The 16,685-nt window shown below is 68.3% G+C and carries 21 protein-coding genes and 1 tRNA gene; 13 read left to right on the top strand and 9 right to left on the bottom strand.

From position 1 onward, the window contains the following. Positions 1-3: 3 nt before the first annotated feature. Positions 4-783 (bottom strand): hypothetical protein, encoded by a 780-nt coding sequence (locus O5O43_RS15845; RefSeq protein ID WP_271084865.1) that lies wholly within the window; start codon positions 781-783, stop codon positions 4-6. Between the two features lie 74 nt (positions 784-857). Beyond that, positions 858-1,517 (bottom strand): glutathione S-transferase family protein, encoded by a 660-nt coding sequence (locus O5O43_RS15840; RefSeq protein ID WP_271084864.1) that lies wholly within the window; start codon positions 1,515-1,517, stop codon positions 858-860. 232 nt (positions 1,518-1,749) lie between these two features. On the opposite strand from O5O43_RS15840, the gene O5O43_RS15835 reads away from it, so the two are divergent. Continuing rightward, entirely contained in the window at positions 1,750-1,953 is a 204-nt protein-coding gene (locus O5O43_RS15835; protein ID WP_271084863.1) for a ParD-like family protein, read from the top strand. Continuing rightward, the gene (gene map, locus O5O43_RS15830; protein ID WP_271084862.1) at positions 1,950-2,720 is read left to right on the top strand and encodes a type I methionyl aminopeptidase; all 771 of its coding nucleotides are present in this window, start codon (positions 1,950-1,952) and stop codon (positions 2,718-2,720) included. Before O5O43_RS15835 ends, map begins: the two co-directional genes overlap by 4 nt. A gap of 3 nt (positions 2,721-2,723) precedes the next feature. Here map and O5O43_RS15825 read toward each other — a convergent pair whose 3' ends face one another. Next, on the bottom strand, positions 2,724-3,260 hold the full coding sequence (locus O5O43_RS15825; RefSeq protein WP_271084861.1) for a hypothetical protein: 537 nt from the start codon (positions 3,258-3,260) through the stop codon (positions 2,724-2,726). A 131-nt stretch (positions 3,261-3,391) separates the two neighbouring features. On the opposite strand from O5O43_RS15825, the gene O5O43_RS15820 reads away from it, so the two are divergent. From O5O43_RS15820 to O5O43_RS15810, 3 genes are all read left to right on the top strand, one after another. After that, a complete protein-coding gene (locus O5O43_RS15820; RefSeq protein ID WP_271084860.1) occupies positions 3,392-4,453 on the top strand; it encodes an AraC family transcriptional regulator in 1,062 nt (353 codons plus the stop codon). Positions 4,454-4,850: 397 nt separating this feature from the next. After that, complete coding sequence (locus tag O5O43_RS15815) at positions 4,851-5,897, top strand: ribonucleotide-diphosphate reductase subunit beta (RefSeq protein ID WP_271084859.1); 1,047 nt, start codon at positions 4,851-4,853, stop codon at positions 5,895-5,897. 7 nt (positions 5,898-5,904) lie between these two features. Further along, positions 5,905-6,936, top strand: coding sequence for an oxidoreductase (locus O5O43_RS15810; RefSeq protein WP_271084858.1), 1,032 nt, complete (start codon positions 5,905-5,907; stop codon positions 6,934-6,936). On the opposite strand, the gene O5O43_RS15805 is transcribed toward O5O43_RS15810, so the two are convergent. After that, complete coding sequence (locus O5O43_RS15805) at positions 6,933-7,412, bottom strand: cell wall hydrolase (RefSeq protein ID WP_271084857.1); 480 nt, start codon at positions 7,410-7,412, stop codon at positions 6,933-6,935. The genes O5O43_RS15810 and O5O43_RS15805 overlap by 4 nt on opposite strands. Positions 7,413-7,566: 154 nt before the next feature. On the opposite strand from O5O43_RS15805, the gene O5O43_RS15800 reads away from it, so the two are divergent. Next, the gene (locus O5O43_RS15800; protein ID WP_271084856.1) at positions 7,567-7,830 is read left to right on the top strand and encodes a hypothetical protein; all 264 of its coding nucleotides are present in this window, start codon (positions 7,567-7,569) and stop codon (positions 7,828-7,830) included. A 13-nt stretch (positions 7,831-7,843) separates the two neighbouring features. Here O5O43_RS15800 and O5O43_RS15795 read toward each other — a convergent pair. Further along, positions 7,844-7,920: transfer RNA gene (locus O5O43_RS15795), tRNA-Arg, on the bottom strand. Between the two features lie 159 nt (positions 7,921-8,079). On the opposite strand from O5O43_RS15795, the gene O5O43_RS15790 reads away from it, so the two are divergent. Beyond that, positions 8,080-9,363, top strand: coding sequence for a hypothetical protein (locus O5O43_RS15790; RefSeq protein WP_271084855.1), 1,284 nt, complete (start codon positions 8,080-8,082; stop codon positions 9,361-9,363). 48 nt (positions 9,364-9,411) lie between these two features. Here O5O43_RS15790 and O5O43_RS15785 read toward each other — a convergent pair whose 3' ends face one another. Then, positions 9,412-10,200, bottom strand: coding sequence for an SDR family oxidoreductase (locus tag O5O43_RS15785; RefSeq protein WP_271084854.1), 789 nt, complete (start codon positions 10,198-10,200; stop codon positions 9,412-9,414). A gap of 2 nt (positions 10,201-10,202) precedes the next feature. Further along, positions 10,203-10,505, bottom strand: a complete 303-nt coding sequence (locus O5O43_RS15780; RefSeq protein ID WP_271084853.1) for a 4a-hydroxytetrahydrobiopterin dehydratase — start codon at positions 10,503-10,505, stop codon at positions 10,203-10,205. 146 nt (positions 10,506-10,651) lie between these two features. Between O5O43_RS15780 and O5O43_RS15775 the strand changes: the two genes are divergently transcribed. From O5O43_RS15775 to O5O43_RS15750, 6 genes are read left to right on the top strand one after another with little or no spacing between them, the layout of a single operon-like run. Continuing rightward, entirely contained in the window at positions 10,652-11,359 is a 708-nt protein-coding gene (locus O5O43_RS15775) for a Crp/Fnr family transcriptional regulator (RefSeq protein WP_271084852.1), read from the top strand. Positions 11,360-11,396: 37 nt separating this feature from the next. After that, a complete protein-coding gene (locus O5O43_RS15770) occupies positions 11,397-12,074 on the top strand; it encodes a hypothetical protein (RefSeq protein ID WP_271084851.1) in 678 nt (225 codons plus the stop codon). A 9-nt stretch (positions 12,075-12,083) separates the two neighbouring features. Then, positions 12,084-12,869 (top strand): class I SAM-dependent methyltransferase, encoded by a 786-nt coding sequence (locus O5O43_RS15765; RefSeq protein WP_271084850.1) that lies wholly within the window; start codon positions 12,084-12,086, stop codon positions 12,867-12,869. 44 nt (positions 12,870-12,913) lie between these two features. Beyond that, entirely contained in the window at positions 12,914-14,455 is a 1,542-nt protein-coding gene (ubiB, locus tag O5O43_RS15760) for a 2-polyprenylphenol 6-hydroxylase (protein ID WP_271086451.1), read from the top strand. Between the two features lie 16 nt (positions 14,456-14,471). Beyond that, positions 14,472-15,035, top strand: coding sequence for a hypothetical protein (locus tag O5O43_RS15755; RefSeq protein WP_271084849.1), 564 nt, complete (start codon positions 14,472-14,474; stop codon positions 15,033-15,035). A 33-nt stretch (positions 15,036-15,068) separates the two neighbouring features. Beyond that, on the top strand, positions 15,069-15,800 hold the full coding sequence (locus tag O5O43_RS15750) for a hypothetical protein (protein WP_271084848.1): 732 nt from the start codon (positions 15,069-15,071) through the stop codon (positions 15,798-15,800). Here O5O43_RS15750 and arfB read toward each other — a convergent pair. Next, positions 15,797-16,198 carry an alternative ribosome rescue aminoacyl-tRNA hydrolase ArfB gene (gene arfB / locus O5O43_RS15745; RefSeq protein ID WP_271084847.1) on the bottom strand — a complete coding sequence of 134 codons (402 nt, stop codon included), beginning with the start codon at positions 16,196-16,198 and terminating at the stop codon, positions 15,797-15,799. The two genes, O5O43_RS15750 and arfB, sit on opposite strands and share 4 nt — an antisense overlap. Next, entirely contained in the window at positions 16,195-16,656 is a 462-nt protein-coding gene (locus tag O5O43_RS15740) for a YaiI/YqxD family protein (RefSeq protein WP_271086450.1), read from the bottom strand. The genes arfB and O5O43_RS15740 overlap by 4 nt, the downstream gene beginning before the upstream one ends. Between the last annotated feature and the right edge of the window lie 29 nt (positions 16,657-16,685).

The following is a 16,685-nucleotide window of genomic DNA, read 5'->3' as shown; positions in this document are numbered from 1 at the left end:
GCGTCAATGAACGGGGTCATGGCGCTCCTCCAGGCCCTTGCCGACCACGTCGCCGAAGCCCCATTCGGCGACGTCGGACACATAGTCCCGTGCCGAGAACAGCCGCCCGCGACAGACCTTCACCCGCGGCGCCGGCAGGTTGACCTGGGCCTCCAGCCGCTGGGCCAGCTCGGTCATCAGCCAGGCCGGGATGTTGTCCCGCTCGGTCGGATAGGCGAAACGGAAATTCAGCAGGTGCGCCATGAGCACCTCCCAGTACAGGTCCATCTGATCCAGCAGCGATTTCCAGTCGATCGCCCCGGCCTGCTTGAGGATGATGTGGTTTACGTCCGCGCCGTCGTAGCGATAGCGGTCCTGGATGAAGACCTTGGACAGGATCAGGGCCGTCGGCGGCGTGATGGTCACCTCGTGGCCATAGACCTCGATGGTATCCTGGCCGAACCAGCTGTCGGACACCGCGATCGTCCCGTTCGACATGGCGAAGATCACGTCGAAGAAATGCTTGTCGTCCTTCCAGACCTTGGCGATCCAGCGCTCGTCCTCGACGTCCGTCCGGTACCCTCGCGCCTGGAAGAAGGCGAGGATGCGCGGGTAGTCGCCGGGCTTGCAGAACACGTCCAGATCCTTGGTCGGCCTGCGGATCCCCGTATAGGCTGTCACGGCATAGGTGCCGGACAACAGGAAGGGAATCCCGCTCTCCTTCAGCAGACGCAAGGATTCGTCATAGAAGGCGACCGCATCCTCCGGCGGATGGAAGGTCGGATCGGCGACGGTGTCGGACATTCAAACAGCACCCTGAAATCAAGGGTCTGAAAACGGCCGCCCTCGCCCGGAGTTCCTTGCCGCGGGGTTCCGCCTCAGTCGGCGTAATCGCCCTCGAAGGGGAACCGCTTCGACCAAAACGCGGCCAGCGCCGGCAGGGCGTCGACCCGTCGGGCGACCTCGCCCAGCCTCGGCGCGACTTCGTGAAACCGGGGCCTCAGCGGCCGCCAGCGACTGACCACCGCCATGTAGAGATCGAGCACCGATACCTGATCGCCCAGTAGAAAGTCGCCCGCCGGCGCGATGTGGCTCTCCATCACCGCCCAGCAGTCGGCAATGCGCGCCAACGTTCGCCGATCCATCTCGGCCTGCGCGGCCCTGTCGTCGCCGACCAGCCGCGCGGGCACATCCCGCACCCAGTACATCGAATAGATCGAGGCCGGGATGAAGCACATCCACCTCAGGAACCGCGCCCGCATCGGATCGCCCGGCGAGGGCGCCAGTTTCGCGTCCGGATGCCGCTCCGCCAGCCAGATCAGGATCGCCGCGCTCTCGGTGATCGTCTCTCCCTCGGGCGTCACCAGCACCGGGACCTGACGCATCGGATTGTGCGGCGCCATCTTCCGGCGCTCCTCCTCGGACGCATAGGTGACGATCTCCTCGACACGGTAGGGCGCGCCGATCAGCGTCAGGGCCGCCTCGACCGGGATCGAACCCGAGCCCTCCGCGCCATAGACCAGATACCCGTCCGCCATCGGCGCTACATCCTTTCTGATCCCATAGACGAAAAGCCCCGCCGTCCGGAGGGGGACGGCGGGGCGAGCGGGCCTTGCAGGGCGCTCAGCAAACCGAGACCCCCGACGCTCGGCCGGCATGTGGGAAAACCCGCGTTCGCCGCGTGCGGTTCCCGGCGTGACATCCGCACTTGCGCTGGCAGATGGTCGAATATATGATTCGTATACGTAACGTACTTTCAGGGATGTCTCGATGGGCATCGTCAATATCGAGGACGAACTACACGAACAGCTGCGGCGCGCGTCGAAGGCCTCGTGCCGCTCGATCAACGCCCAGGCCGCCTTCTGGATTAGATTGGGCATGTTGTGCGAGCTGAATCCGGGTGTCTCCTTCCAGGAGCTGATGGCGCGCGAGCTCAGGGCCGCGGGTGTCGACACTTCCCCGGTCGCTGCATGACCAAGACCCCGGAAGAGATCGAACTGATGGCCGAGGCCGGACGCCTGCTGGCCTCGGTCTTCACCTGGCTGGACGGCATGGACCTGGCCGGCCTGTCGACGCTGGAGGTCAACGACCGGGTCGAGGCTTTCATCGTCGAGGAGCTCGAGGCCCGCCCGGCGTCCAAGGGCCAGTACGGCTACGGCTTCGTCCTGAACTGCTCGATCAATGAGGTCGTCTGCCACGGCGTCCCCTCCGCCGGCGAAATCCTGAAGGCCGGCGACATCGTCAACCTCGACATCACGCTGGAGAAGCACGGCTTCATCGCCGACAGTTCCAAGACCTATCTGGTCGGCGAGGTCGCTCCGGCCGCGAAGAAGCTGGTCCGCACCACCTACGAGGCCCTGTGGAAGGGCATCCGCGCCGTCCGCCCCGGCGCCCGCCTCGGCGACATCGGCCACGCCATCGAACAGCACGCCAAACGCTCGGGCTACTCGGTCGTGCGCGACTACTGCGGCCACGGCATCGGCCGCGAGATGCACGAGGAGCCCCAGATCCTGCATTTCGGCAAGGCGGGCTCGGGCATGATCCTGCGCGAAGGCATGGTCTTCACCATCGAGCCCATGCTGAACCAGGGCGTTCGCTCTGTCCGGACCGAAGACGACGGCTGGACCGTGGTCACGGCGGACAGGAAGCTCTCGGCCCAGTTCGAGCACACGGTGGCCGTGACGAAGGCCGGCGTCCGCGTCCTGACCCTGCGCCCCGACGAAATGGCCCGTGCGGCCTGAGCCTCAGAACGGGTCGGGCGCGATGTCGGCCGAGGCCTTCGGGCACAGGATGCGGAAGGCGGCCGTCAGGACATAGCCGCCTCCGGCGCCGGAATAGTCGCGGATGTCGCCCGAGGCCCTGTCCCGCCATACCGGCATGACCTTGCCGCCCTCGGCCGGCTCGTCCCGCACCCAGACCGCGTCCGAGCCGTCCGAAATGGTGCGCGCGATGCAATCGGCCGTCATCCGCTGCTCCGGCTGATCCCGGTTCTCGGCCTCGCACTGCGTCACGGCTTCCGAGGAGTCGGCGCCGCCGGTCATGTCCAGGCAATAGGCGTGGTTGGCCTCCGCCGTCACGTGGCCTGCCAGGATCGCCGAGGCCGTGTCCGTCCCCGTCACCGCCGTGATCACCGCCGGAGGCACATGGTTGCCGAACCGGAAGGTCTGGACGGGCGCGGGCGCGACCGGCGCGGCGGCGGCCTTCGCCGGCGGCGCCTCTTCGGCAGGCTTGCAGGCGGCTAGACCCAGGACGAGGGCCGCGATGGCGAGGGTGTGTTTCATGCCCGCCAGCCTCGCTCCGCCCGACATGGACCGTCAAGCATCTATGCTGGCCTGCGGCGACCGCAGCGCTTGCCTCGCAGCCCGAACAGCCTCTACGTGAAGGTCCACAGAACAGACGGCGCCGGCTTATCTTGGCAGTATCCCCTCACCCGCTCGCCGTGGCGTGGTCCGTATCGGCCGAGCGCCAATCCGGGGCGCTGGAAACCTATCGCGCCTCGCTCGGCGATCTTTACGAGATCCGCGACGTCGATCAGACGCCGGGTGTCGCCTTCTGGAACCGCACCACCGTCTTCCGCTTCGGCTCCAGCATCCTCGGACGCGGGCGGTCGGCGAGTCAGACGTTCACGCGCGACGCCGAGCGCATCCGCCGCTCGGGCCTGGATCACGTCAGCGTGGTGGTGAACCTGTCGGACGGCGTCGGCGATTTCGACGGCCGGTCCGCAGTCATGGGGGGCGGCTCGGTCCAGTTCCGCGACCTGGCCCGGCCCTCGCGTTCATCGACCACCGAAGTCGACATCCTCAACCTGATCTGCCCGCGCGACATCGTGCCGAGCTGGTTCCTCAACCGCTCCTTTCACGGCCTGGTTCTGGCGGGTGACAGCGCCGGCGGCCGCCTGATCGCTTCCCATCTGAAGACCCTGGCCTTGGTCGGGAACGAGATTTCCGAGGACCAGGGCATCGCCGCCGTCGACGCCACCTTCGTGATCGCCGAACGGTTCATGGGCGGCGAGACCCGGCCCACCCCGCTCCAGAACGACGCCATCCAGCGCACCATCCGCCGCCGCGCCATCCAGATGTTCGACATCGCCATGGTGCGCGGAGAGACCCCGGACGTGAGCCAGGTCGCCACTGCAGTCGGCGTTTCGCGCTCCAGCCTCTATCGCGCCTTCCACGACATGGGCGGGGTCCGGACCTATCTGCGCAACCGCCGCCTTGATCGGCTGTACGCAGCCCTGCGCTCGGGCGAAGCCGACCCCCGCGCCCTGGCCGAGGTCGTCGGCCGCACCGGCTTCTCCTCGATCGCCCAGCTCGAACGCGAGTTCCGGGACCGCTTCGGCTTTCCGCCGGGAGAGGTCGCGCCGTCCCGCCGGAGGCCGGTCCAGACCGCCCTCAACGAGGCCGGCGCCGCCCGCCTCGACTTCGCCGCTCACGATGTCTTCATCGACTGGCTGCGCACCGGCGGACCGACCTGATCCAGCCCCGCACTCGACCGCAGAAGCTTAAGAGTTCTCGCGTCCCAAGACCAACACGCGCTATTTCCGGTTGCGGTCTTGAACCCCGGGGTCAGGCCGTCCGTCTTCTTATCGACCTTGGTCCGCGACAATAACTACCCCGCCAGCGGAGCCGGCTTCAGCGAGATCGAATTGGGTTGCAGTGGTCGGGCGCAGTCTGTTCAGCCTCGACGTTGACCCCAGTCTCGATGCGGCAGCGCCGATCACGGTAGTTTATGTCCGGACGGACCAAACTATCCCCGTTCCGGCACAAGATGTTGATGCTGGGGATCGTTAACCATCAACCGGTAGCTTTCTGCGTGATTCTGGGGTTCATTGGCCCCAACCCTTTTCATCGCCCAGAGTCCGGTTCCGTCCCATGAACGCCCATACGATCATCACGCCTGCAAAAGCCGGCTTGCTGACCCCCTCGGCCGCCTACAAGCCGTTCCGCTATCCGTGGGCCTTCGACATGTGGAAGAAGCAGCAGCAGGTCCACTGGATGCCCGAAGAGGTGCCGCTGGGCGAGGACTGCAAGGACTGGGCGGCGAACCTGAACGACAAGGAGCGCAACCTGCTGACGCAGATCTTCCGCTTCTTCACCCAGTCGGACATCGAGGTCGCCGACAACTACATGGAAAAATACGGTCGGGTGTTCAAACCGACCGAGGTGAAGATGATGCTGTCGTCCTTCGCCAACATGGAGACGATCCACATCGCGGCCTACGCCCTGCTGCTCGAGACCATCGGCATGCCCGAGAGCGAGTTCGGCGCCTTCATGGAATACGAGGCCATGCGGGACAAGCATGACTACATGGGCCGGTTCGGGGTCGAGACCGACGCCGACATCGCCCGGACGCTCGCCATGTTCGGCGGCTTCACCGAGGGGCTTCAGCTGTTCGCCTCCTTCGCGATGCTGATGAACTTCCCACGGCAGAACAAGATGAAGGGCATGGGCCAGATCGTGTCCTGGTCGGTGCGCGACGAAAGCCTGCACTGCGACGGCATCATCAAGCTCTACCACGCCTTCAACGCCGAGACGGGCTGTGTGACCCCCTCGGTCGCCGACGACATCGTCGAATGCTGCCGCACCGTGGTCGGTCTGGAAGACAAGTTCATCGACCTGGCCTTCGAGGCCGGCGAGGTGAACGGCATGACGCCGGACGACATCAAGCAATACATCCGCTTCATCGCCGACTGGCGCCTGCGCCAGCTGAAGCTGCCGGAGCTCTACGGCGTGAAGGAAAACCCCCTGCCCTGGCTGCAGTCCCTGCTGTCGGGCGTGGAGCACGCCAACTTCTTCGAGGCCCGCGCCACCGAGTATTCCAAGGCCGCCACCCAGGGGTCCTGGCACGGCGCCGACGGCGTCTGGGGCGAGTTCGACAAGATGATGGCCCGCCGCGACATGAGCCTCGTGCCGGGCTGACCCGAGAATGCCGGAGCCGATCAACGTCGCCGTCGTCGGCTTCGGCAATGCAGGCAGGACCTTCCACGCCCCGCTGGTGGCGGCCCAGGCGGGCCTCGCCCTCCATACCATCGCCTCCAGCCGCCCCGACGAGGTCCACGCCGCCTGGCCCGCCGTCCGCGTGGTCCCCGCCTATGAGGACGTCCTGGCCGATCCGGCTGTCGGCCTGATCGTCCTGGCCACCCCGGACGCCCTCCACGCGCTCCAGGCCGAGGCCGCGCTGAAGGCTGGCAAGCCGGTCGTCGTCGACAAGCCCTTTGCCCTGACGCTAGCCGACGCCCGCCGCCTGGTCGAACTGTCGGAGGCGACGGGCCTTCTCCTGTCGGTCTTCCAGAACCGTCGCTGGGACGCCGACTTCCTCGCCCTCCAGGCCGAGCTCGCCTCGGGACGTCTGGGTCAGGTCGTGACGGTTGAGAGCCGCTTCGACCGCCACCGCCCCCTGGTCCGCGACCGCTGGCGCGAGAACGACGGCGACGGGGTCTGGATGGATCTGGGTCCCCATCTGGTCGATCAGATCCTGACCCTGTTCGGCCGACCCGAGGCGATCAGTTGCGACCTCGCCATCCAGCGCCCCGGCGGCCTGACGCCCGACTGGGTCCACGCCGTCCTGCGCTATCCCGACAAGCGGGTCGTGCTGAACGCGGCCATGGTCTGCGCCGCCCCTGATGTCCGCTTCGCAGTCCACGGGACGAAGGGCAGCTGGCTCAAGTCCGGCCTCGACGTGCAGGAAGACCAGTCCAAGGCGGGGATGGCTGTCGGTGCGACCGGCTGGGGCCTTGACCTCCGACCAGGAACCTTCATCGACGGCGAGGCGGGCGAGCGTCAGACCACGCCCGGCCCCGCCGGCCGCTACCAGGCATTCTACGCCGGGATCGCCTCGGCCCTCCGTGGCGAAGGGCCGCCGCCCGTCACGGCCCGGGAGGCGCTTTCGGTGATGGCGGTGCTGGACGCGGGCCTGCGCAGCGCCGCCTCACGCAAGGAGGTGCTGGTTGGCCCCTAGCGCGGGGGGGCGCAGCGGGTCCGGTCGCCCCGGCGGCAAGCCTCCACATCGGCCTCCCAGCGGGCGCGCTCGGCCTGCCAGCGGGCCTGTTCCGCCTGCCAGTCGCTCTGGGCGGCGTTGGACCGGCGGACGTCCTCCTCATAGGCCAGCTGGGCCTGGGTCGAGGCGGTCACCGTGGCTTCGTACCTGGCCCGCTCGGCCTCGAACGCCTCCCGATCCGCCCGTTCCTGGTTCTCGGCCAAGGCGTTCTGCGCCGCGATCTCGTCGTTCAGAGCCCGGGTGGTGCGGACCTCGGCCGGGTCCTGCTCGGCGTCGTCGGCGCGATGGTAGGCCTCGCCGTCGTTGCCAGGCGCGGGCTGGGCCGGCAGCAGCTGGTCCGCCTGATCCGCCGGCGGCTTCCGCATCTGGGCCGCTCCAGCCGGCGCGGCGCCCATGACCGCCAGACAGGCCGCCAAGGCCAGGGTCCTGATCATCATCTCGTTCCCTCTCGATCCCGCCGCGATCCAGCCTGAGGAGCTTGGCCATATCAGGGCGACGCATTCTCGGAACGCCGTTCAAGCCCAAAGGTGGCGCCCGGCCCCCAGCCTGCGCTAGACGGGGAGTCCCACTCTTCCCCCGCGAGTCCGCCCCATGATCCTCTCCACGAGCTCTGGCGACTTCCCCATCCCGCCGGAGGTCGCCACCCAGTTGCCGAAGGTCCCCGCGGTCCCGGACCCGACCATGCCTCAGTACAACGAGGCGAAGCGGGCCTTCGCCGAATGGCTGGACTCGGCGCCCGAGCACACCATCGATTTCGAACGCCTGCGTCGCTGGCACCTGGTCCAGAACGAGCTGGCCGCCGCCGCCCACGCCGAAGGCCGGACCTTCGTTGTGACCGAGGACGGGCTGGATTGACGAAAGGGAAAGATGGCGCACCCGACAGGATTCGAACCTGTGACCTCTGCCTTCGGAGGGCAGCACTCTATCCAGCTGAGCTACGGGTGCGTCTGCGGGCCTTGCGGCCGGACGAAGGGCCTTACAGCAGGCGCGGGCGGGGCTCAATCCCGAATGGACGAACGCGACCCGCACAGTCTGGATGATTTGCGGGCTTGCCCCGGCGGCGGGCTGGTTTAGCGTCCGCGCAGCTGTTCGATGGAGGTGGCGATGCGCGCACTGGTTCTGGGTCTTCTGTGTCTGCTGGGCGCCTGCGCCACGGCCCCGGCGGCGGACCCGTCCGGCGACAGTCTGGACGCGGTGGCGGGGGACTATGTCCATCTGATCCTGGAGATCGGCGAGCGCGAGCCCGGCTATGTCGACGCCTACTACGGGCCGAAGGAATGGGCGGATGAAGCGAAAGCCGCCCCGCGCGAGGTTCCCGCCTTGATCCAGGGCGCGGCCTCCCTGACCGCGCGGCTGAACGCGCTGGACGTGAGCCGGGCCGATCCGATGGTGCGTCAGCGCAAGGCCTATCTTCTGGCCCACGTCTCGGCGGCCTCGGCCCGTCTGCGGATGATCAGCGGGGAGCGGATGAGCTTCGCCGACGAGGCCTATGCCCTCTTCGGCGTGCGGCCTGAGCTGAAACCACTGACGGCTTACGATCCGATCCTTGCGCGGATCGACGCCCTGGTTCCGGGGACCGGCCCTCTGGCGGATCGGGTCTCGACCTTCCGCAACCAGTTCGTGATCCCGACCGACCGTCTGCAGGCCGTCATGGACGCCGCCATCGCGGAGTGCCGAACGCGTACCCTGCGGCACATTCGCCTGCCGGCGAACGAGAATTTTACCCTGGCCTTCGTCACCGACAAGCCCTGGTCCGGCTACAACTATTTCCAGGGCGGGGCGGCTTCCAAGATCGAGATCAACACCGACCAGCCGATCTTCACGGACCGGGCCATCGATTTGGGCTGCCACGAGGGCTACCCTGGCCACCACGTCTACAACGCGCTTCTGGAGAAGACCTTCGTCGTGGATCGCGGCTGGGTCGAGATGAGCGTCTATCCGCTCTATTCGCCGATGTCCTTTGTGGCCGAGGGCAGCGCCAACTACGGCATCGACCTGGCCTTCCCCGGCGACGAGGCCGAACGGTTCGAGCGTGAGGTGCTGCTGCCGCTGGCCGGTCTGCAGGGTGCGCCGGTGCATGAGAAGGACGAGTTGAACGCCCTGGTGCGTCAGCTGGCGCGCGCCGAGTACACGATCGCCGACGACTATCTGGCGGGCCGTGTGAGCCGTGAGGAGACGATCGCCCGGCTGTCGAAATACATGCTGACGACGCCCGAGCGCGCGGCCCAGCGGGTGCGGTTCATCGAGACCTATCGCAGCTACATCATCAACTACGGCCTCGGCCGCGACACGGTGCAGGCCTGGGTCGAGCGGCAGGGACCGGGCCACTGGATCGGGATGGAGCGGCTGCTGGCCAGCCAGATCCTGCCTGTCGATCTCATCGACTGAACGCGCTCAAGCCGCAAGACGCCCCGCGTCGAGCGGTAGCGCCCTAAATCACTGCGCCGTCATGCCGCCGTCGATCTTGAACTCGGCGCCGGTGACGAATTTGGCTTCGTCCGAGGCCAGGTAGAGGACGCAGTAGGCGACGTCGTTCGGCTCGCCGATCCGCTTCAGCGGGATGCCGCGCGCGAGGCGTTCGTGGGCCTTGGCCTCATCGCCGTTGGCCATGGCGACGAAGGGATCGAGGATGGCGGTTTTGATGAAGACCGGGTGGACCGAGTTGACGCGGACGTTCCAGTCCATCTTCGCGGCCTCGAGCGCCACGGTCTTGGTGTACATCCAGACCCCCGCCTTGGTGGCGTTGTAGGCGCCCATGCCGGGGGCGCCGGCCAGGCCCGCGATCGACGAGATGTTGACGATGGAGGCCGAGCCGGAGGCGCGCAGGTGCGGCATGGCGTGCTTGCAGCCGAACATCACCGAGCGGAGGTTGATCTCGTACTGGCGCTGCCAGTTCTCGCTGGTGTCGTCCTCGGAGAACAGGAGGACGTCGCCGACGCCGGCGTTGTTCACAAGGATCGACAGCCCGCCCATGTCGGCCGCGGCCTGGGCAACCACCTCGACCCACTGGTCTTCGGAGGCCACGTCGTGGGTGTAGGCAAAGGCGGCGCCCGGGATTTCGGCATTGATCCGCGCCGCCAGGGCGGTCGCGCCCGCGCCGTTGATGTCGGTCAGGGCGACCTTGGAGCCCTCGCGCGCCAGCATCCAGGCGATGGCCTCGCCCAGCCCCTGGGAGCCGCCGGTGATCAGAGCGGCCTTGCCGGCGACGCGTCCTGCCTTCGTCATTCTCATTCTCCTCCCAGGGATTTCGCGGCTTCGTCGATGAAGCGCGCCATCGTCGTATCGAGTTCGGTGACGCCCCCGGCGTCGTGGGTCGTCAACAGGACGGTGACCCGGTTGTAGACGTTCGACCATTCCGGATGATGGTCCATCGTCTCGGCCTTCAGCGCCACACGGGTCATGAAGGCGAAGGCGGTGTTGAAATCCTGGAACTTCAGCGCGCGTTCGATGGCCGGTCGGTCACCGGCGTGGAACGACCATCCGGTCAGGTTCGGCAGGGCGTCGGCGGGGTCGAGGGTCGGTCGGGCCATGAAAGTCTCCTGCGACCGGGGGTAGCGATCTCGCTCCGTGGCCGCAAGGCGCCGTTGCGCTCGCTATTGGACACAGGATTTCGGTACGGGAACGCACACCGAACGCGGTGCGTTGGGAAGCGTCGCCGTTGGGCAGGAGCATCGTCTTGAATAATCTCTGGATCGCCTCACTGGACGCCGCCGACCGCCAGCGGCTGGAACCGCACCTGGCGGAGAAGGCGTTCGCGCAGGGCCAGATGCTGTACGATGCCGGCGAGGCCGTCGATCAGGTCTGGTTCCCCTTGAACGGCGTCGTGTCCCTGATGACCGTCCTGCCCGAGGACAAGATGGTCGAGACCGCCGCTATCGGTCGGGAAGGTCTGGTCGGGGTCACCTGCGGCCCGATGAATGCCCGCGCTTCCTCGCGCGCCATCGCCCAGATCGAGGGGTCGGCCGCGTGCTGCCCCGGCGAAGTCTTCGCCGATGCCCTGAGCAAGAGCGCGTCAATGCGCAACGCCCTGGCGCGGTTCACCGAGAGTCTGTTCGCCCAGATCCAGCAGGCGGCCGCCTGCAACGCCCAGCACCGGCTGGACGAACGTCTGGCGCGGTGGCTGCTGACCCTGCATGATCGCGCCGATGCCGACCGGTTCGATCTGACCCAGTCCGACATCGCCGGCATGCTCGGCGTGCGTCGGGCCACGGTGTCGGAAGTCGGGTCCGTGCTGGAAGACAGGGCGCTGATCCGGCGGGGTCGCGGCTGGGTCGAGGTGCTGGATCGCGGGGGTCTGGAGGCGGCGTCCTGCGGGTGTTACAGCGCCATGCGCGGCGTCATGAAGGATTTGGGCGTGCCACGGCCGAGCGCGCCAGACGCCTGATCTTTTCAGCGTCGCCGTTTCGGAGCACGGTCACCCCATGACCGAAACCGAGCCACCGCACCCCGTCAGAAAGGCCGTCATTCGGTGGCGGCGCTGGCTGCCCCGCGCGGCGTTCGAGAGCGTCCTGATCGTCTTCTCGGTCGTGCTGGCCCTGATGTTGGCCGACTGGGCCGACCGTCGCCGGACAGCGGCGGAAGTCGCCGAGGTCCGGGCCTATTTCATCGAGGAAATCCGCGCCAACCGCGCCATCCTCGTCTCCGACCCCATTCTGCCCCACCATCGCCGTCTGCGGTCGGTCTTCGGTGAGGCGAACGAAGGCGAAGCGACCCAGGCGGGAGCCATGCGCGCGTATGGCCAGGTCTTTCAGAGCGGAATCCATGTCCCGCCGTTACGAGACGCTGTATGGCGTAGCGCCGAGACCGGCGATCTTCTGGGGGAGATGCCGATCAAAGACCTGTTTCTGCTGGCCGATATCTACAAGGCCCAGACGACCCTCGCCGATCTCAGCAACGGCTTCATCGCGGGCACGCCGGGTGTCTTGTCAGCGCTGGAGAACGGCACTGGCGTCCGTGCGGCCATCGTCACCGGCCAGTTGCATCTGGGGGACGTCGTGGCCAGCGAGGAGGGGCTCGTCAGCCTGTACGATCGGGCGCTGGCGAAGCTTGATCCCGATGCGTCCAAGCGCATGGATGACGCCGCGCCCGCGAAGGGCTAGACCGCGCCCATGACCGCCTCTTCATTCGGACCGCACTCGTCGGGCGACACCTCCTCCTTCGGTTTCCGCGACGTGGATGCGCGCGAGAAGGTGCGGATGGTGCGCGGCGTCTTCGACAGCGTGGCGTCGAACTACGACCTGATGAATGACCTGATGAGCGGGGGCGTGCACCGGCTGTGGAAGGACGCGGCGGCCGCCAAGCTGAACCCCCGACCGGGCGAAACCATCCTGGATGTCGCGGGCGGCACCGGCGACATGGCGCGGCGCTATTCGAAGATGGCGCGGGCGGCGCAGGAGCGGCGCGGGGGCGAGGACGCCTCGGTCATCGTGCTGGACTACAATGCCGAGATGATCCTGGCGGGCGTCCACAAGGGCGGGGAGCCGGAGATGATCTGGACCGTAGGCGACGCCATGGCCCTGCCCATCCCCGACGCCTCGGTAGACGCCTATTCGATCAGCTTCGGCATCCGCAACGTCGCCGATATCTCGGTGGCCCTGAAGGAGGCGCGGCGTGTGCTGAAGCCCGGCGGGCGGTTCCTGTGCCTGGAGTTCTCGCGCCCGCCGGCCGAGGCGATCCGCAAGGCCTATGACGCCTGGTCCTTCCACGCCATTCCGAAGATCGGCGAGTGGGTCGCCAAGGATCGCGACAGCTACCAGTATCTGGTCGAGAGCATCCGCCGCTTCCCCGACCAGTCGATCTTCAAGGGCATGATCGAGGACGCCGGCTTCAGCCGCGTCGCCGTGACCAACCTGTCGGGCGGGGTGGCGGCCATTCATTTCGGGTGGGCGGTCTGAGCTTTCCGCCGTCATATCGCGTGGCGCCCGCAGCCCCGCCGACCGTGCCCGTGCGCGATCCCCTCGGCGCGACCTGGCGGCTGATCCGCTGGGGCGCGGCCCTGGCGAAACACGACGCCCTCATGCCGCGCGAGATCACGCCCCTGCTGCCCGGCTGGGCGCGGCTCGCCGCCGGGCTCGTCCATCTGTTCGCCGGGCGCGAGGGGCGGGACGGACGGCCGGGCCAGCGTCTGGGCCGGGCCTTCGAGACCCTGGGCCCGGTGGCGATCAAGCTCGGTCAGGTCATGGCGACGCGGGCCGACATCTTCGGCATCGAGTTCGCGCGCGATCTGGGACGGTTGAAGGACAAGCTGCCGCCCTTCCCGACCGAAGAGGCGCGCCGCGAGATCGAGCGGTCGCTGGGCCGTCCGGTCGAGAGCCTGTTCTCCGACTTCGGCGATCCCATCGGGGCGGCGTCCCTCGCCCAGGCGCATCCCGCCTGGCTGGCCGATGGGCGCAAGGTCGCGGTCAAGGTGCTGCGGCCCGGCGTCGAGCGGCGGGTGGTGCAGGGTCTGGACGCCATGCGGCTGGCGGCCGGTCTGGTGCACCGGATGGTCCCGGCTGCGCGGCGGCTGGAGCCCGAGGCCTTCGTCGAAACCGTGGCCCGATCCATGTACCTCGAACTCGACATGCGGCTGGAGGCCGCCGCCGCCTCCGAGCTGCACGACATCATGGACAAGGCCCGCGCCGACGGCGGCCATATGTCAGCGCCCAAGGTGGTCTGGGACGGGGTCGGCAAGCGGGTGCTGACGCTGGAATGGGCGCCCGGCCTGCCCATGACCGATCCGGCGGCGGTTGAACAGCCGGGGCTGGACGTCAACACGCTCGCCGACAACGTGGTGCGCGCCTTCCTCGTTCAGGCGTTAGACTACGGGACCTTCCACGCCGACCTGCACGAGGGAAACCTGTTCGCCTCGGCGCCGGCGGAGCTGACGGCCGTGGATTTCGGCATCATCGGCCGGCTGAACCCGGGCGAGCGGAGATACCTCGCCGAAATCCTGTGGGGCTTCCTGACGCGGGACTATCCGCGCATTGCCCGGGTCCATTTCGAGGCCGGTTACGTGCCGCCGCATCACAGCGTCGAGGCCTTCGCCCAGGCGTTGCGGGCCGTGGGCGAGCCGGTGATCGGCCGGGCGGCGTCGCAGGTGTCGATGGGCCGCCTGCTGGGCCAGCTGTTCGAGATCACGGCCTTGTTCGACATGCACCTGCGGCCCGAGCTGATCCTGCTCCAGAAGACCATGGTCTCGGTCGAGGGGGTGGCGCGGCGCCTGAACCCCGACCACGATCTGTGGGCGGCATCCCAGCCTGTGGTTGAGCGGTGGATCACCCGCGAGCTCGGGCCCAGGGCCCAGGTCCGCGACGGTCTGCGCGAGCTGCTGGGCGGGGCCCGCGCCCTGTCTCGGCTGGTGCAGGATCCGCCCGCGCCTCAGACCGTTGTCGTCGAACGGGTCAAGACGCCGGTCTGGCTGGCGGTTTGCGTCATCGCCGCAACATGCCTGTCCGCCGCCGCCCTCATTGTGTCGCTTTGGCCCCGGATGGTGGGCTGACACCGTCGGAGTCCGCATGACCGTCTCGATCAAGACCGCCGCCCTCGTCCTCGCCCTGACCGCCTGCGCCGGACCCGTGCTCGCCCAGCAGGCGACGCAGGACCTGAACCGCAGCCGCTCGCTGGCGCCGTCGTCCAGCGGGGCCGCGGCCACCCTTCCCAACACCTTCGACGCGCCCGCCGCGCCGACCCTGCCCCGGCCGGCGCCGGAACCCGCGCCCGCGCCCCAGGTCTCGGACGCCCAGATGGCCGAAGCCGCACTGCGCTCCGTGATCGACCAGTTCCGGGCCGCCGACATCGACGAGCGCCTGTTCACCCCCGGCGTGGCGACCCAGCTGAACGCCCAGCTGCCCAACTATTCCCGCCTTATCCGAGGCTATGGCGCGGTCCAGTCGATCGAGCCTCAGGGCGCCGCCAACGGCGTGGGCCAGTTCCTCGTCATCTTCGACAACGCCGCGACCCAGTGGCAGGTCGGGCTGGAGGACGGCGGTCTGGTCGCCGCGCTTCGCTTCCGCGAGGCCCCTCCCGAATCGTCCGATCCGGCCGCCGCGCCGGCCACGTCGGCTGCGCCCGGCGCCTGACCCCCCCTCCCGCCTCCTCCCCCGGACCTTTCCATGAAGCGTATCGCCGCCATCCTCCTCGGAGTGGGCGCTCTCGGCGGCGTCGTCCTGACCGGCTGCGCCTCGGATCCCGGTCCGCGAGGCCCCGGAGGTCCGCACGGCCCAGGTGGTCCCGGCGGCCCGCAGGGACCGCGACCCGGTCTCTTCGTCAGCCCGTTCGGAGAGCTGTTCTTCTCGCGTCCGGGGGAGCCCTGGCCGGTCGCTGTCTGGTTCTCGGGCGCCGATACGGACGGCGACGGACGCGTGACGGCCGATGAGTTCACCGCCGACGGTCGGCGTCAATTCACGGCGCTCGACACCGATCGCGACGGCCGGCTGACGCCCGACGAGATCGCCGTATACGAGGAGGCCTTGGCCGCCGCCCGCGCGCGTCTGCCCGGCATGCAGGGCGGGCCGAGAGCGCCGGGACGCCGGCTGGAAGGCTTCGGCGGCGACCGTCAGTTGGGTCTGGGCAACCCTCCGCAGGAAGCGGGACGCCGCCAGCGTCAGCGCGCACCGACCGGTCCATTGGCCTATGGACCCATCGCCGCCGCCGGCTTCTTCAACTATCCGCAACCGGTGAAGGCCGCCGACACCGACACCAACCAGACGGTCACCGCCCAGGAATGGGCTCAGGCGACCGAGCGCTGGTTCGTCGCTCTCGACACCGACCGCGACGGCGCCCTGACCCTGGCCACCCTGCCGCGCACGCCGTTGCAGCAGATGATGGACCACGCGCCCGGCTAATCCAGCGAGGGCTTGCCGCGGCCGCTCTTGATCGCGGACCGTCCCGACTTGGCCTGAAGGCGGCGTTCCTTGGAGGCGCGGGTCGGCCTGGTCGGCACGCGATAGGTCGGGGCGATGGAGGCCTTGTCGACCAGTTCCTGCAGCCGCTCGATGGCGTCGGCGCGGTTGCGCTCCTGGGTGCGATAGCGGACGGCGGTGATGGCGATGACTCCGTCGAGCGTCAGCCGACTGCCCGCCAGCTTCATCAGCCGCTCGCGGACGGGATCGCGCAGGGAGGGCGAGTTCTTCGCATCGAACCGCATCTGAACCGAGGTCGAGACCTTGTTGACGTTCTGGCCGCCCGGACCGCCCGCGCGGAAGAAGCGGAACTCCAGTTCGCTTTCGGGGATGACGGTCACGGCGCGACCCGTTTGGCCATGACGACGGCCCGGTCCAGCGCCTGGAGGAAGGCGGAGCGGTCCTTGGGTCCGAACGGCGGCGGGCCGGAGGTGGCGACCCCCATGGAGCGCAGATGTTCGCCCACCATCCGCCCCGCCAGCGCCGAACCGATGGAGTCGGCCGTGAAGGGGGCCCCGTTCGACTTCAGCGCCTGGGCGCCGGATTTCAGGCAGCGGTCGGCCAGGGGGATGTCCTGGGTGATGACGATGTCGCCGGGACCGGCGCGTTCGGCGATCCAGTCGTCGGCGATGTCAGGCCCGGCGTCGACCACGGCCTGTTCGATGAAGGCGTCGCGGCGGGTGTTGATCCAGCCGTTCGAGACGACGAACACCTTCAACCCGTAGCGTTCGGCCACGCGATAGACCTCGTCCTTCACCGGACAGGCGTCGGCGTCGATGAAGATGCGGGGGGTGGGCATGGTGTCGGTATACATCTCCCTCCCCCGAG

The sequence above is a fragment of the Brevundimonas sp. NIBR11 genome (genome assembly GCF_027912535.1).
Classification (GTDB): domain Bacteria; phylum Pseudomonadota; class Alphaproteobacteria; order Caulobacterales; family Caulobacteraceae; genus Brevundimonas.
Note: the sequence above shows the minus strand (reverse complement) of the source record. Positions and strands in the feature narration are given on the sequence as shown.